12 protein-coding genes, 1 tRNA gene, 1 pseudogene and 1 riboswitch are annotated in these 14,071 nt (G+C 62.2%); of the genes and pseudogenes, 9 read left to right on the forward strand and 5 right to left on the reverse strand.

The window, feature by feature from the left end; genetic code table 11:
- Positions 1–140 precede the first annotated feature (140 nt).
- Complete coding sequence (locus tag X730_RS138960) at positions 141–1,043, forward strand: histone deacetylase (RefSeq protein ID WP_023827396.1); 903 nt, start codon at positions 141–143, stop codon at positions 1,041–1,043.
- Between the two features lie 67 nt (positions 1,044–1,110).
- Here X730_RS138960 and X730_RS138955 read toward each other — a convergent pair whose 3' ends face one another.
- On the reverse strand, positions 1,111–1,374 hold the full coding sequence (locus tag X730_RS138955; RefSeq protein WP_023696688.1) for a DUF6460 domain-containing protein: 264 nt from the start codon (positions 1,372–1,374) through the stop codon (positions 1,111–1,113).
- Between the two features lie 180 nt (positions 1,375–1,554).
- Between X730_RS138955 and X730_RS138950 the strand changes: the two genes are divergently transcribed.
- A tRNA-Gly gene (locus X730_RS138950) sits at positions 1,555–1,628 on the forward strand.
- Positions 1,629–1,632: 4 nt separating this feature from the next.
- Here the strand turns inward: X730_RS138950 and X730_RS138945 are convergent.
- Positions 1,633–2,640 (reverse strand): LysR family transcriptional regulator, encoded by a 1,008-nt coding sequence (locus X730_RS138945; protein WP_023681942.1) that lies wholly within the window; start codon positions 2,638–2,640, stop codon positions 1,633–1,635.
- A gap of 289 nt (positions 2,641–2,929) precedes the next feature.
- On the opposite strand from X730_RS138945, the gene chvE reads away from it, so the two are divergent.
- The 5 genes from chvE (at position 2,930) to X730_RS138920 (ending at position 8,625) form a co-directional block, all read left to right on the forward strand.
- Entirely contained in the window at positions 2,930–4,000 is a 1,071-nt protein-coding gene (gene chvE, locus X730_RS138940) for a multiple monosaccharide ABC transporter substrate-binding protein (RefSeq protein ID WP_023681943.1), read from the forward strand.
- Between the two features lie 152 nt (positions 4,001–4,152).
- Complete coding sequence (mmsA, locus tag X730_RS138935) at positions 4,153–5,685, forward strand: multiple monosaccharide ABC transporter ATP-binding protein (RefSeq protein ID WP_031197346.1); 1,533 nt, start codon at positions 4,153–4,155, stop codon at positions 5,683–5,685.
- Positions 5,682–6,968 carry a multiple monosaccharide ABC transporter permease gene (gene mmsB / locus X730_RS138930; RefSeq protein WP_023827398.1) on the forward strand — a complete coding sequence of 429 codons (1,287 nt, stop codon included), beginning with the start codon at positions 5,682–5,684 and terminating at the stop codon, positions 6,966–6,968. The genes mmsA and mmsB overlap by 4 nt, the downstream gene beginning before the upstream one ends.
- A 202-nt stretch (positions 6,969–7,170) precedes the next feature.
- Positions 7,171–8,166 (forward strand): AraD1 family protein, encoded by a 996-nt coding sequence (araD1, locus tag X730_RS138925; protein WP_023730974.1) that lies wholly within the window; start codon positions 7,171–7,173, stop codon positions 8,164–8,166.
- Positions 8,167–8,193: 27 nt separating this feature from the next.
- Positions 8,194–8,625: a hypothetical protein gene (locus X730_RS138920; RefSeq protein ID WP_155922527.1), complete on the forward strand. Its 432-nt coding sequence runs from the start codon at positions 8,194–8,196 to the stop codon at positions 8,623–8,625.
- Between the two features lie 16 nt (positions 8,626–8,641).
- Here the strand turns inward: X730_RS138920 and X730_RS01000000164825 are convergent.
- Positions 8,642–9,411 (reverse strand): annotated as a pseudogene (locus tag X730_RS01000000164825) (transporter substrate-binding domain-containing protein).
- Positions 9,412–9,512: 101 nt separating this feature from the next.
- Entirely contained in the window at positions 9,513–10,607 is a 1,095-nt protein-coding gene (locus X730_RS138915; protein ID WP_023699517.1) for a 2'-deoxycytidine 5'-triphosphate deaminase, read from the reverse strand.
- 140 nt (positions 10,608–10,747) lie between these two features.
- Positions 10,748–10,825: riboswitch (SAM riboswitch) on the forward strand.
- Between the two features lie 57 nt (positions 10,826–10,882).
- Between X730_RS138915 and X730_RS138910 the strand changes: the two genes are divergently transcribed.
- On the forward strand, positions 10,883–12,073 hold the full coding sequence (locus X730_RS138910) for an O-succinylhomoserine sulfhydrylase (protein ID WP_023827400.1): 1,191 nt from the start codon (positions 10,883–10,885) through the stop codon (positions 12,071–12,073).
- Between the two features lie 11 nt (positions 12,074–12,084).
- Here the strand turns inward: X730_RS138910 and X730_RS138905 are convergent, their stop codons facing one another.
- Positions 12,085–13,236, reverse strand: a complete 1,152-nt coding sequence (locus X730_RS138905; RefSeq protein WP_023827401.1) for a ceramide glucosyltransferase — start codon at positions 13,234–13,236, stop codon at positions 12,085–12,087.
- Positions 13,237–13,457: 221 nt separating this feature from the next.
- Here X730_RS138905 and apaG point away from each other — a divergent pair, with 221 nt between their 5' ends.
- Positions 13,458–13,850 (forward strand): Co2+/Mg2+ efflux protein ApaG, encoded by a 393-nt coding sequence (gene apaG / locus X730_RS138900; RefSeq protein WP_023827402.1) that lies wholly within the window; start codon positions 13,458–13,460, stop codon positions 13,848–13,850.
- Positions 13,851–14,071: the final 221 nt, after the last annotated feature.

The raw sequence follows: 14,071 nt of genomic DNA on the forward strand, positions 1-14,071 counted from the left end.
TGCCGTGACGGCCAACCGAAATGTTCTTCTGGCGCGAGCCCGCCGGATCCGAGTACTGGTTTTAAGCAATTCCCAAGGGGAAGCGCTACGCGCTTCTCCCGGGAAAACCGCTGCACACTTTTCCTGGAATTGCTTTAGCCATGCCCCTGCAGATCGTCCATCATCCCGACTACGATGCCGGCTTCGCCGTCAATCATCGCTTTCCGATGAGCAAATATCCGCTGCTGATGCAGGCCTTGCATATCAGGGGTCTGATCCATGCGGGGGCGCTGTCGATGCCCGAGCCGGCGCCGGCCTCCTGGCTGAAGCTCGCCCATGCGGCTGATTATGTCGACCAGGTCATCACGTGTTCAGTGCCTGAAAAGATCGAGCGCGAGATCGGCTTTCCCGTGGGACCGCGCGTTTCGCTCAGGGCGCAACTCGCCGCCGGCGGCACGGTGCTGGCGGCGCGACTGGCGCTTATCGATGGCATTGCCTGCAACAGCGCCGGCGGCAGCCACCATGCGCGGCGCGCGCAAGGCGCGGGCTTCTGCACCTTCAACGATGTTGCCGTCGCTTCGCTGGTGCTGCTAGCCGAAGACGCGGTGAAAAACATCCTGATCGTCGATCTCGATGTGCATCAGGGCGACGGCACCGCGGACATCCTGAAAGACGAGCCACGCGCGTTCACCTTTTCCATGCATGGCGAGCGCAATTATCCGGTGCGCAAGATTGCCTCCGATCTCGACGTTGCCCTGCCGGACGGCACCGGCGATGGCGCCTATCTCGAACGGCTGGGTGTCCTCCTGCCGGAGCTCTCGGCCAAGGCGCACTGGGACATCGTCTTCTACAATGCCGGTGTCGACGTGCATGCCGAGGACCGGCTCGGCCGGCTATCGCTCAGCGATGACGGCGTGCGTGCCCGCGACGCCATGGTGATCGGTCATTTCCGCGCGCTGGGCATCCCGGTCTGCGGTGTCATCGGCGGCGGCTATTCGACCGATGTCGCAGCGCTCGCGGCGCGCCACGCCATCCTGTTCGAGGTGGCGTCGGACTTTGCCTGAGTGGCCTTTGGTTTGAGCACAATCTTTTCCGAAAACCGGTTTCCACTTTTCGGGATCGTGGTCCGCTTCACTTCCGGTAGTTCGCGAGCCTGAGCAGGATGAACACCGGCACGACGATCGCGGCGCCGAGCAGGATATAGCCCAAGAAGCGATAGACCGCGTTGAAGCCGAGGTTCCAAAGATCGATGAAGAAACCCTGGATGCGGTAGAAGACGTCCATCGGCGTCCAGCCGAACGCATTCATGACCAGGCCGACCAGGAACGACACGACCAGCAGCTTGACGATCACCCTGACGGGCGAGTCACCGAGAAAGCGCGTCACTGTGGACAAGGGGCCTGCCTCCAGATTGGTGTGCCCGGATTCGGGGTACAAACCCACGAATACGCACTTGCTGCGCCCGCATCAAGGCGGGCGGACGGCGCAATCGGTCGGGTTTCCAACAGCCGTTTCCGAACAGCTGTCCAAGGGCGATTGCCCGAAGCACGCCCATCATGATATCGAGAGGCCGACGCGGGTATGATGTAATGGTAGCTTGTCAGCTTCCCAAGCTGAACGCGAGGGTTCGATTCCCTCTACCCGCTCCAGTTCCTATCCCACTTCCCGCAAGATAAAATCGTGCAGCATCTTGGCTGCCGGCGACAGCACGCGGTTCTTCACCGTGATCAGGCTGTAGGGGCGGACCTCGATGTCGAACTCGGTCTGGACGACATCGATGGCGCCGGCGAGACCGTCGGGGTTCTGGATGAATTTTGCCACCTGGATCGACACCGGGGCGATGGCGTCGGACTGCGCCACCATGACCAGTGTGAGCAGCAGCGACGAGGTGTTGAGGATGCGGTCCGGCAGGGCGATGTTGCGGTTCAGGAAATTGCTCTCCATCGCCTGGCGCAGCGGCGACCCGCCCGACTGGAACACCCAGTCGAAGGCGGCGGTGTCCTCCAGCCTCACCGCCTTCCCATTGTTTAGAGGATGGCCGTTGCTCAGCGGGTGGCCTCGGCGCACGATCAGGCAGGCCTTCTCGACGCCGATGACGCGCGATTCGAACAGGCGCGGATTGAGGTCTTCGGGGACACGGGCGATGATGAAATCATGGCGCGTGGCGATCAGTTCGCGCGCCAGCACATTCGACGTCTCGACCTGCATGGTAATCTCGATGCGCGGATAGAGGCGGCGTATCTCGCGGATCGCCGGGACCGCCAGTTCGATCGCCGGCGCCGTCACCGCGCCAAGGAACACCGAGCCGCCCTTGCCGGCCTTGAGCTCCGATATTTCGCGGTCGGCCTCGCGCATTTCGAGCAGGATCGAGCGCGCGCGCCGGGCCAGCGCCTTGCCGTAAGGGGTGAGTGTGATGCCGCGCGGCAGCCTTTCGCAGAGCTTCACCTCGAGCACCGCTTCCATCTCGGAAATCATGCGCGAGGCCGCCGGCTGCGAGATGTTCATCACCTGGGCGGCAGCACTCACCCGACCGTGATCGTCGAGTGCTGCGATCATGCGCATGTGACGCAGGCTCAAGCCGCTACGCAGAAGTGTCTCGCCATCGCCCGGCAATTCATCGTAACCGCTTGAAATTCCCTGAGGACCTCGTAAAGCCGCCATGCCTTTTCCCGCTTCCGCCACTGTTCCAGCCCGGTTTAGTCATATACCGGTTCTGGTATAGCAACCACCGAAGATCGCATTTGACAGTTATGGCAAAGGGTCACACTTTCGCGCGTCCTCAAGACTTGACGGTCGATGACGAGCAAAATCGTATCGATTTAAATCTGAGGGCCGATTGGGAGGATACCGGAGATCGATTATGACGGCGGCGGCGCTTTGGCGCATCCGCCCGACTGCGCGGCCCGCGAAGCCCCGAGGTGTCGCGTCCATCAACCAGGGAGAGTTTTACGTGAAAATCATCAAGACACTGGCCGCCGTCGCGGCCCTTGGCATCGCTGCCATGACCTACTCGGCGCATGCAGCCGACAAGGGTCTTGTCGGCGTGCTGATGCCGACCAAGACCTCGCAGCGCTGGATCAATGACGGCGATGCCGTCAAGTCCCAGCTCGAAGCTCTCGGCTACACGGTCGACCTGCAGTACGCTCAGGACGACATCCCCAACCAGCTCAGCCAGCTGGAAAACGAAATCACCAAGGGCCCGAAGGCGCTGATCATCGCTTCGATCGACGGCACGACCCTGTCGGACGCGCTGCAGAAGGCCGCTGACGCCGGCGTCGTCGTCGTCGCCTATGACCGCCTGATCAAGAAGACCGCCAATGTCGATTACTACACCACCTTCGACAATTTCGGCGTCGGCGTGATCCAGGCGAACTCGCTGGTCAAGGGCCTCAAGGAGCGCTTCCCGAACACCAAGCCGTGGAACGTCGAACTGTTCGGCGGCTCGCCGGACGACAACAACGCCTTCTTCTTCTACAACGGCGCAATCTCGGTGCTGCAGCCGCTGATCGATGACGGCTCGATCAAGATCAAGTCCGGCCAGACCGGCATGGACAAGGTCGGCACGCTGCGCTGGCTCGCCGCCACCGCCCAGGCGCGCATGGACAACCTGCTGTCGGCCAACTACTCGGACGGCAGCCGCGTCGATGGCGTTCTTTCGCCCTATGACGGCCTGTCGCGCGGCATCACCGCTTCGCTGCGCGCCGTCGGTTACGGCACCGACGCCCAGCCGTGGCCGATCGTGACCGGCCAGGACGCCGAGACTGCTTCGGTCAAGCTGATCATCACGGGCGAGCAATACTCGACCGTGTTCAAGGACACCCGCGAACTGGCCAAGGCCACCGTCGAACTCGTCGACAAGGTGCTCTCGGGCGGCAAGCCGGACGGCCTCGATGAAAAGACCTACAACAACGACGTCAAGGTCGTCCCCTCGATCCTTTTGACGCCGCATGAGGTCGACAAGTCGAACTACCAGGCACTGGTCGTCGACTCCGGCTACATCAAGGCCGACGAACTGAAGTAATCCGTTTAGAAAGACAGGGGTCCTGCGCGACGCAGGACCCCTTTCCGTTCACAAGCGACCCCGGTATTGTTTCTACCGGACTTTATTTGCGTGCATGTCGTTGTCTCAAACCGCAAGCACTTTTGAGCGACATGCAACAGGAGGAGCTTGCCCTGATGACGACGATTTTGGAGATGCGCGACATCACCAAGACGTTCCCCGGCGTGAAGGCGCTGTCGAACGTCAACCTCAGCGTCGAAGAAGGCGAGATCCACGCCGTGGTTGGCGAGAACGGCGCCGGCAAGTCGACGCTGATGAAAGTTCTGTCGGGCGTCTATCCCGCCGGCACATATGACGGCCAGATCATTTTTCAGGGTCAGGAATGCCAGTTCAAAGGTATCCATGACAGCGAACACAAGGGCATCGTCATCATCCACCAGGAGCTAGCGCTGGTGCCGATGCTGTCGATCACCGAAAATATCTTCCTCGGCAACGAAAACGCCCGATACGGCGTCATCGACTGGGATGCCAACGAGGCGCGCACCGCTGCCCTGTTGAAGAAGGTGGGCCTCAGGGAGGACCCCAAGACACTGATCACCAATATCGGCGTCGGCAAGCAGCAGTTGGTCGAGATCGCCAAGGCGCTGAGCAAGGACGTCAAGCTTTTGATCCTCGATGAGCCGACCGCGTCGCTCAGCGAGAAAGACAGCCAGGCGCTGCTCGATCTTCTGCTCGAATTCAAGCGACAAGGCATGACCTCGATCCTGATCTCGCACAAGCTCAACGAGATCAACCGGGTCGCCGACAAGGTAACCGTCATCCGTGACGGGCGCACCATCGAGACGCTGGCCAAGAAGGATATCTCCGAAGACCGCATCATCACCTCGATGGTCGGCCGTTCGCTCGACGACCGCTATCCGCCGCGCGAGCCCAAGATCGGCGAAGTCGTGTTCGAGGTGAAGAACTGGTCGGTCTATCACCCGCTCCATGCCGAGCGGCAGGTGATCAAGGGCATCGACATCAATGTGCGCAAGGGCGAGGTGGTCGGCATCGCCGGGCTGATGGGCGCCGGCCGCACCGAATTCGCCATGAGCCTGTTCGGCCGCTCCTATGGCCGTCGCATCACCGGCGAAGTGCTGCTCAAGGGCAAGCCGGTCGATGTCTCCTCGGTAAGCAAGGCGGTTCAACACGGCATCGCCTATGTCACTGAGGACCGCAAGACCTACGGCCTCAACCTCATCGACCATATCAAGCATAACATTACGCTGGCCAATCTCGACGGCGTGTCGCGCCACAGCGTGATCGACGACATGCGCGAACTTGCGGTCGCCAAAGACTATCGCAAGAAGACCAATATCCGTGCGTCAAGCGTCTATCAGATGACCGGCAATCTTTCCGGCGGCAACCAGCAGAAGGTGGTGCTGTCGAAATGGCTGTTTGCCGATCCTGACGTGCTGATCCTCGACGAGCCGACACGCGGCATCGATGTCGGCGCCAAGTATGAAATCTACACGATCATCGCGCGCCTTGCCTCGGAGGGTAAGGCGATCGTGGTCATCTCGTCGGAAATGCCGGAATTGCTAGGGATTACCGACCGCATCTACGTCATGAACGAAGGGCGCATGGTGGGCGAAATGCCGGCGGCGGAAGCAAGCCAGGAAAAGATAATGCGCGCCATCGTCCGGGGAGAAGGAAAAGCAGCATGAGCACCGAAAGCGCCCCCGCCCCGCAGGGCAACGTCGCCGACGAACAGCGCCCGCGCATCGCCGTCTCGGCGCTGGCGACGAATTTACGCGAATACGGACTGATCATAGCCCTGATCGTCATCATGCTGTTCTTCCAGTTCACCACGTCGGGGACGTTGTTCAAGCCGGTCAACCTCAGCAATCTGGTGCAGCAGAACTCCTTCATCATCGTGATGGCGCTGGGCATGCTGCTGGTGATCGTATCGGGCTATATCGACCTCAGCGTCGGATCGGTAGCCGGTTTCATTGGCGCGCTGGCGGCAAACATGATGGTCATCTGGCAACTCGGACCGCTGAGCAATCCCCTGGTGGTTTCGATCGTCTGCCTGGTCGCGGGTGGCCTGATCGGCGCCGCGCAAGGGTATTGGATCGCCTATCACCGGATACCGAGCTTCATTGTCACGCTGGCCGGAATGCTGATCTTCCGCGGCATTTGCCAGGCGTTGCTTGGCGGCGGCTCGTCGGTGGGTCCGCTTCCCGACGACTTCAAGATGCTCAGTTCCGGCTTCATCCCGGATGTGATCGGCCCACTGACGCTCGTCCCGCCGGTCGTGAACGCAGCCGGCAAGACCATCATGGGCAGCGGCGTGACCCTGCACATGACGACGGTCGTGCTGGGGCTGATCGCCGTGCTCGCCTATGCCTATTTCGGGGTCCGCACCCGGCGCAAACGAGAACGCCATGGTTATGAGGCCGAGCCCTTCACCCTGTTCGTCGTCAAGACGCTGGTCGCCAGCGCGCTGGCGCTGTTCCTGGTCTATGAGTTTGCCAGCTACCGCGGCCTGCCCGTGGTGCTGCTGGTCATGGGCGTGCTGATCACGCTGTTCGTCTTCGTCACCAAGCGCATGACCATCGGGAGGCGCATCTACGCCATGGGCGGCAATCCCAAGGCGGCGCAGCTGTCGGGCATCAACACCGAGCGGCTGACGCTGTTGGTGTTCATCAATATGGGCGTGCTGTCGGCGCTTGGCGGCCTGATCATCGCGGCTCGTCTCGGCCAGGCGGTGCCGGCGGCGGGTCTCGGCTCGGAGCTCGACGTCATCGCCGCAGTGTTCATCGGCGGCGCCTCGGCGATGGGCGGCGTCGGCCAGGTCATCGGGGCGGTCGTCGGCGGCTTCATCATGGGCGTGATGAACAACGGCATGTCGATCATGGGCGTCAATGTCGACTGGCAGCAGGTGGTCAAAGGCCTGGTGCTGCTCGGCGCCGTGATCTTCGACGTCTACAACAAGAACAAGGCCTGACAAGCTTCAGGCGAGGCAAGCAGGAGGCATACGATCGCGGCGCAGCCGGCAAATTGTCGGCATAAGAAGTCCCCCGAGGGATCAAGTTCGCGAGCGCAATCCGGACGAAGAGTTCAACCCGTGGCGCGGCTAGGTCCGAGCCGCGCAGGTCAAGGTTTGCCAAGAGGCATCCAAGGCCAAGCACATGAGAGAGGATTTAATCATGCTGATCTCCCAGATCCTCGACGACGCCGAGACCATCCGCGTCGTCGCCCGCAATGGCGGCGGCAAGACCAGGATCATCAACGGCGCCCGCAGCGTCTATTCGCTGGCCATGGAAGCCGCGCGCACCGGAACGGCCCTCGCCGCGCTGATCGAACGCAAGGGGTTCGGTGAAGCGATAGACCTCGACGCCGTCTACAAGAAGGGCCGGCTGGTGTCCCCGATCAACCATCCCGATCCTGCGCATCTGCATCTGACCGGCACCGGCCTGACCCATCTCGGCTCGGCGGCGACGCGCGATTCCATGCACAAGAAGCTCAGCGATGGCGGCGAGGAGCAGCTTACCGATTCCATGAAGATGTTCCGCATGGGGCTCGAAGGCGGCAAGCCGGCCAAGGGCCAGACCGGCGTGCAGCCGGAATGGTTCTACAAGGGCAACGGCACCATGGCGGTGGCGCCGGGCGCCGCACTGATGTCGCCGGCCTTTGCGCAGGACGCCGGCGAGGAGCCGGAAATCGCCGGCATCTATGTCATCGGCGACGACGGCGCGCCGTTCCGCGTCGGCTTCACGCTGTCGAACGAGTTTTCCGATCATGTTACCGAGCGGGTGAACTATCTGTTCCTGGCACATTCCAAACTGCGCAACGCCTCGTTCGGGCCGGAAATCCTGATCGGCGACCTGCCGGCCGACGTCAGGGGCTCATCGCGAATCTATCGCGACAGCAATTTGCTGTGGGAAAAGCCGTTCCTGTCGGGCGAAGCGAACATGTCGCACACAATCGCCAATCTCGAACATCATCACTTCAAATATTCGGCCTTCCGCCAGCCGGGCGACGTGCATGTGCACATGTTCGGCACGGCGACGCTGTCCTTTGCCGACGGCATCAAGACTCAGGCCGGCGACGTTTTCGAGATCGAGGCCGCGGATTTCGGCCTGCCGCTGCGCAACCCGCTGGAGATTGAGCAGCCGGTTAAGGTGGCGGTGAAGGCGCTTTGAGGCAGCATCACAATTTGGGAGCCGGAAATGAACGGAATGCGGCTTGTCATTGTGTTCACGGGCGTGGCCCTGTTCCTGACCCAACCGTCGGTGGCCTTTAGCGCCGGCCAGTGCAGCCCGAAGTCCTATCGTGAAGCCCGTTTGGCGATGACGAGCCGTCTTCTAGCAACCGGCTATTCGAAAGCCCAGGTGACGGATCACACGACATCAGCGCTTCGCAGCGACAGGCTGAACAACAATGGCAAGGTCTGCGGCATCGACTCCGCCAAGGCCCATGTCCTCGGTTGCCTCGACAAGCAGTTGTTCCCGTTGAAGCGCGGCTCAAACGCTTCGCTCGACGAGGTCAAACTGACCGAAGGCTTTTGGGGCAGGAAACGTTTGGCCGCACGCGAACTGCTGTTTATCGGCCATTTTCATGCCTGCCTTGGAGCCGCGAAATCGTATCTCTTTCGCGGCTGACGCCGGCGGACGGGACTCAATAGATATCGAAATCGAAATACTTGGCCTGGATCTTCTTGTAAGTGCCGTCGGCGACGATGGCGTCTATCGCCCCGTTGAGCTTGTCGCGAAGTGCCGTGTCCTCCAGGCGGACAGCGATGCCGGCTTGCGTCTCGGTGCCCTTGACGTCACCGACAAGCTTGCAGCAGCCGTCGCTCGCCTTCTTCAGCCAGTCCATCAGCACGAATTGTCGGAGATGACGGCGTCGAGACGGCCGTTCTGCAAGTCGGTGATCGCCTCTTCCTGGGTGGGGTAGAGTTTCGCCTCGGCGCCGGCCTTGCCATAGGCGTCCTGCGCATAGTCGGCCTGGGTGGTCGAGGCCTGCGCGCCCACCGTCTTGCCGGCAAGGGCTGCCGGTTCGGTGGAAGTGAGGTCGCTGTCCTTGGGCGCCACCAGCGCCAGCGGCGTCGTGTAGTATTTGTTGGTGAAGGCGACCTGTTTCTTGCGCTCCTCGGTGATGCTCATCGAGGCGATGATGGCGTCGAACTTTTTCGCCTGCAGCGCCGGGATGATGCCGTCCCAGTCCTGGGTGACGATCTCGCACTCGACCTTCATCTGCGCACACAGCGCATTGGCAATGTCGATGTCGAAGCCCTCGATCTTGCCGTCCGCGGTGATGGTGTTGAAGGGCGGATAAGCGCCCTCGGTGCCGATCTTCAATTTCTCCTGCGCCTCAGCCAGCGAGCCGGCCGATATCACCAGCATGGCAGCGCCCGCTGCCGATATGATCCATCTTGAAATCTGCATTTTGGTTCCCCTTGCGCGCCGTTCTCTTGCCGGCCACCGAAAGGCAGCCAAGCATGGTGAGGCAGCGCAGGCAAGTATTTTGCCTGACGGTGATCGAAGGTTCAGCCGGCGGGGCGGAAATGCTTGGAGAGCTTGAGGCCTTGCGCCTGGTAATTCGAGCCGAGATCGGTGCCGTAAAGCGCCTGCGGCCGCTTCAGCATGTGTTCGTAGACCAGCCGGCCGACGATCTGGCCGTGGTCGAGGATGAACGGCACTTCGTGGCTGCGCACTTCGAGCACCGCCCGGCTGCCGGTGCCGCCTGAGGCCGAATGGCCGAAGCCCGGATCGAAGAAGCCGGCATAGTGAACACGGAATTCGCCAACCAGCGGATCGAAGGGCGTCATCTCGGCGGCGTAGAGCGGCGGCACGTGCACGGCTTCGCGGCTGACCAGGATGTAGAACTCGTCCGGGTCGAGCACCAGTTCGCCGGCGCCGCTCTTATAGAGCGGCTCCCAGAAATCGACGGCATCCTGGGCGGCGCGCTTGTCGACATCGACCAAGCCGGTGTGATGCTTGCCGCGATAGCCGACCAGGCCGTTCTGGTCGCCGTCAAGATCGATCGACAGCGCAATGCCGCCGCCGGAAATGTTGGGCGGCTCGGTCGCCACCAGCATCTCGGCGCGGTGCAATTCGTTCAGTTCTGCCTCCGACAACAGCGCGTTGCCGGTGCGAAAGCGGATCTGCGACAGCCTCGATCCGGCGCGTACGACGATCGGGAAGGTGCGCGGACTGACTTCGAGATAAAGCGGCCCGTGATAGCCGGGGGCGATCTTGTCGAACTCATGGCCGCGATCGGTCATCACCCGGGTGAAGATGTCGAGCCGGCCGGTCGAGCTCTTCGGGTTGGCCGAGGCCGACACGTTTGCGGGCAGCGCCAGGCTTTCGAGCAGCGGCACGATGTAGACGCAGCCGGTTTCCAGCACCGCGCCCTCGGCGAGACTGAATTCGTGCAATTTCAGCCGGTGAAGCTTGTCGGCCACCAGATGATCGGGACCCGGCAGGAAGGAGGCGCGCACGCGAAAAGCCTTGTCGCCGAGCCTGAGATCGAGGCTCGCCGGCTGCACCTGGTCGACATCGAGCGCGCGCGGCGACTTCAGCGCGCCGGACTGAAACAGCGCGGAAATGTCCTGATCGGGAAGAATGCCTGTCTGCCGCAAAAGGCTGGCTCCGCTCCAAGGTCGGTCTCTTTGTGGCAGGTTCTTGCCGCAAAACCGCTGGATATTATTGCGGAACCTGCCTGGTACAAACCTCTTAATGAAGCCGGCAATTGACGCAAGCGCAGGTGAGGTCTAAAGGGTCGTTATCCCGTGGTGATTTGGCCGGTCGGCTTGCAGCCACGTTAAACAAGTCGCTAAAGGACCGTCGGGCCGCAAGGCCATATGGACCGGTTGCGACTTTCGCGGCCGGTTTTTTTGTGTCTGGAACAAAAGCGATGAGCACCAATAAGCGTAACTGGAAGCCTCAGACCGCACTCGTGCACGGGGGAACACTGCGTTCCCAGTTCGGCGAGACGTCGGAAGCGATGTATCTCACTCAAGGCTATGTCTATGAAACGGCGCAGGCTGCGGAAGCCCGTTTCAAGGGCGAGGAGCCGGGCTTCATCTATTCGCGCTACGCCAACCCTACCGTCGACATGTTCGAAAAGCGCATGTGCGCGCTGGAGGGTGCCGAAGATGCCCGCGCCACGGCGTCGGGCATGGCGGCGGTGACGGCAGCGCTCCTGTGCAGCGCCAAGGCCGGCGACCACATCGTTGCGGCGCGCGCGCTGTTCGGCTCCTGCCGCTGGGTGGTGGAGACGCTGGCGCCGAAATACGGCATCGAGGCAACGCTGGTCGACGGCACCGACATCGCCAACTGGGAAAAGGCGGTGCGGCCGAACACGAAACTGTTCTTCCTGGAAAGCCCGACCAATCCGACGCTGGAAGTGGTCGACATCGCAGCGGTGGCGGCGCTCGCCACCTCGATCGGCGCCAGGCTGATCGTCGACAATGTCTTCGCCACGCCCTTGCAGCAGAAGCCCTTGCAGCTCGGCGCCCATATCGTCGTCTACTCCGCGACCAAGCACATTGACGGCCAGGGACGCTGTCTCGGCGGCATCATCCTGTCGGACAAGAAATGGATCGACGAGAATTTGCACGACTATTTCCGCCACACCGGCCCGAGCCTGTCGCCGTTCAACGCCTGGACGCTGCTCAAGGGCCTGGAGACGCTGCCAGTTCGGGTGCGCCAGCAGACTGAAAGCGCGGCCAAGATCGCGGATTTCCTGGCAGGACGGCCGGAAATCGCCCGCGTCATCTATCCCGGCCGCGCCGACCACCCGCAGGCCGACATCGTCAAGAAGCAGATGACGGGCGGATCGACGCTGATCTGCCTCGACGTGAAGGGCGGCAAGCAGGCGGCCTTCGCCTTGCAGAACGCGCTCGACATCGTGCTGATCTCCAACAATCTCGGCGACGCCAAGAGCCTGATCACCCATCCGGCGACCACCACGCACAAGAACCTCAGCGACGAAGCTCGCGCCGAGCTTGGCATCGGGCCGGGAACGCTCAGGCTGTCGGTCGGTCTTGAGGATACGGACGATCTGCTGGAGGACGTTGCGCAGGCGCTGAAGGCAGCCGGGTAGGCCGCGAGGCGTCACGCTCCCGACGAAACCTCTTCCAGTTCGGCCGTCTTGGTGCCGATGGTCATGGTGTTGCCGCGCCAGTCGACGGCGCCGCTCAGCCAGCCGCGCGCCCAGATGGCGGGAAGCATAACGTCGCGGACCATCATCGCGGGGACCATGCGCAGCGACAGGTGCCAGCCCTTGGCCGCGGCCAGCGCGCATTCGGGAATGTAGGCCGCCGCCAGCACGGCCAACACCGTGGCCGGCAGGCTGACGCCGGCACTTGCTGCCGCCACCAGCGCCAACGCCAACGGCACGGCGACGCCGGTCAGGATCTCGGGTGCGAAAAACAGCGGGAAAGTGACGCGGCGCAACCGCGCCCAGCGCGCCTGGCGCGACCAGATGTCGGCAAGTCGGCGCTGCCCCAGTGGTTGCTCGAAAGGCGAGGCAACGAGATTGACGCGCAGGCCCAGTCCGTTGACCAGCTTGGTTGCAGCAGCATCCTCGGCGATCTCGGCGGCCAGCGCGCGGATACCGCCACTGGTATCGAGCATCGGCTTGTTCCACAGCATGCTCTTGCCTTGGGCAAAGCCGAGACCGAGCGCCTCGCCGGCATATTGCCAGCGCGCCTGCAGCGTGTTGAGGAACGCGCATTCGACCTCGGCCCAGAAGCCATCCGGCCGCGAGCCGATCGGCGTCGAGCAGATAAGCCCGGTATTGGTCCGCCAGGCCGCCATCAGGTGCTGGACGTAATCCCTAGGCATCAGCACGTTGGAATCCGCCAGAATAACCCAATGATTGCGCGCCGCTTCCCAGCCCTTGACGCAGTTGTTGAGCTTCGGGTTGCTGCTGACGCGGTCGTCGCCGATCAGCAGCCGGGCCGGCACGTTGGGAAACAGGACGATCGCCCTGTTTATCAGTTTGACGACGGGATCGTCGGCGTGAGCGACGCAGAAGATCAGTTCGTAGCGCGGCCAGTCGAGCGAGAAGGCTCGCTGCAGCGTCTCTTGTGTGAACGGCTCCACGCCGCGCGACGGCACGACGATCGAGACCGGTGGCTGCTCGTCGGACGGCGGAGGGATAAGGCGACGCGCTTGCAGTTTCGACGAAGCAAGCAGGATGCTGGCGAGATTGGAAAGAAGCAAAGCGGAGGAAGCGAAGGCGGCTGTGAGAGCTAGTTCCATGAGATCTGGTCACTCCGGAAAGGCCGCTCGCGGCTGCTTTGTCAGTCGACAGATGGGCCTTGAGTCGCCGGCAAGGTTTGCGCACACCAACACTGTCATGTGTCACTTAAATGACATTGTTTGTCGGCACCTCCGCTTTGAGGCTGGCAGGACATGCCGTTGTGCGCGTATCAAACCGCATAGCGCGACAAATGTTCCTTGCCGCGCAACCGGAGCAGCCCATGTATCGCGCCGTCACGCGCAACATCGAAGTGCAGGTCAGACCGTTCTACCTGGAGGACCGCTCGGACCCGGCGGAGAACCGTTATGTCTGGGGCTACCAGGTGACCATCGACAACCAGTCGGACGATTTCGTGCAGCTTATGGCGCGTTACTGGCACATCATCGACGGCAGCGGCCGGGTCGAGGAAGTGCGCGGCGCCGGCGTGGTCGGCGACCAGCCTGAGCTCAATCCCGGCGACAGCTATCAATACACGTCAGGCTGCCCGCTCTCGACGCCGTCCGGCTTCATGGTCGGCCACTACACCATGCGCAACAAAAAGGGCGAGACGTTCGACGTCGCTATTCCCGCGTTTTCGCTGGATCTGCCGGGGACCCGACCGACGGTGAATTAGGGGTTTTCTCCCCGTCACTATACGGGGAGAAATGCCCGGCAGGGCGATGAGGGGCAGCGCCAGACTCATGAGGTCATCTTCCACGCACATGACGTAGGCTATGCGCGGCCATTCACCAAAGTTCGCGCTGCCCCTCATCCGCCCTTCAGGTGTCCGAACCGGATAGATAGGTAACAGAATGGACCGATAGCATGGGTGACAGTTTTCTTGTCCGCCGGAGG

It is taken from the genome of Mesorhizobium sp. L103C131B0, from assembly GCF_000502275.1.
GTDB lineage: Bacteria > Pseudomonadota > Alphaproteobacteria > Rhizobiales > Rhizobiaceae > Mesorhizobium.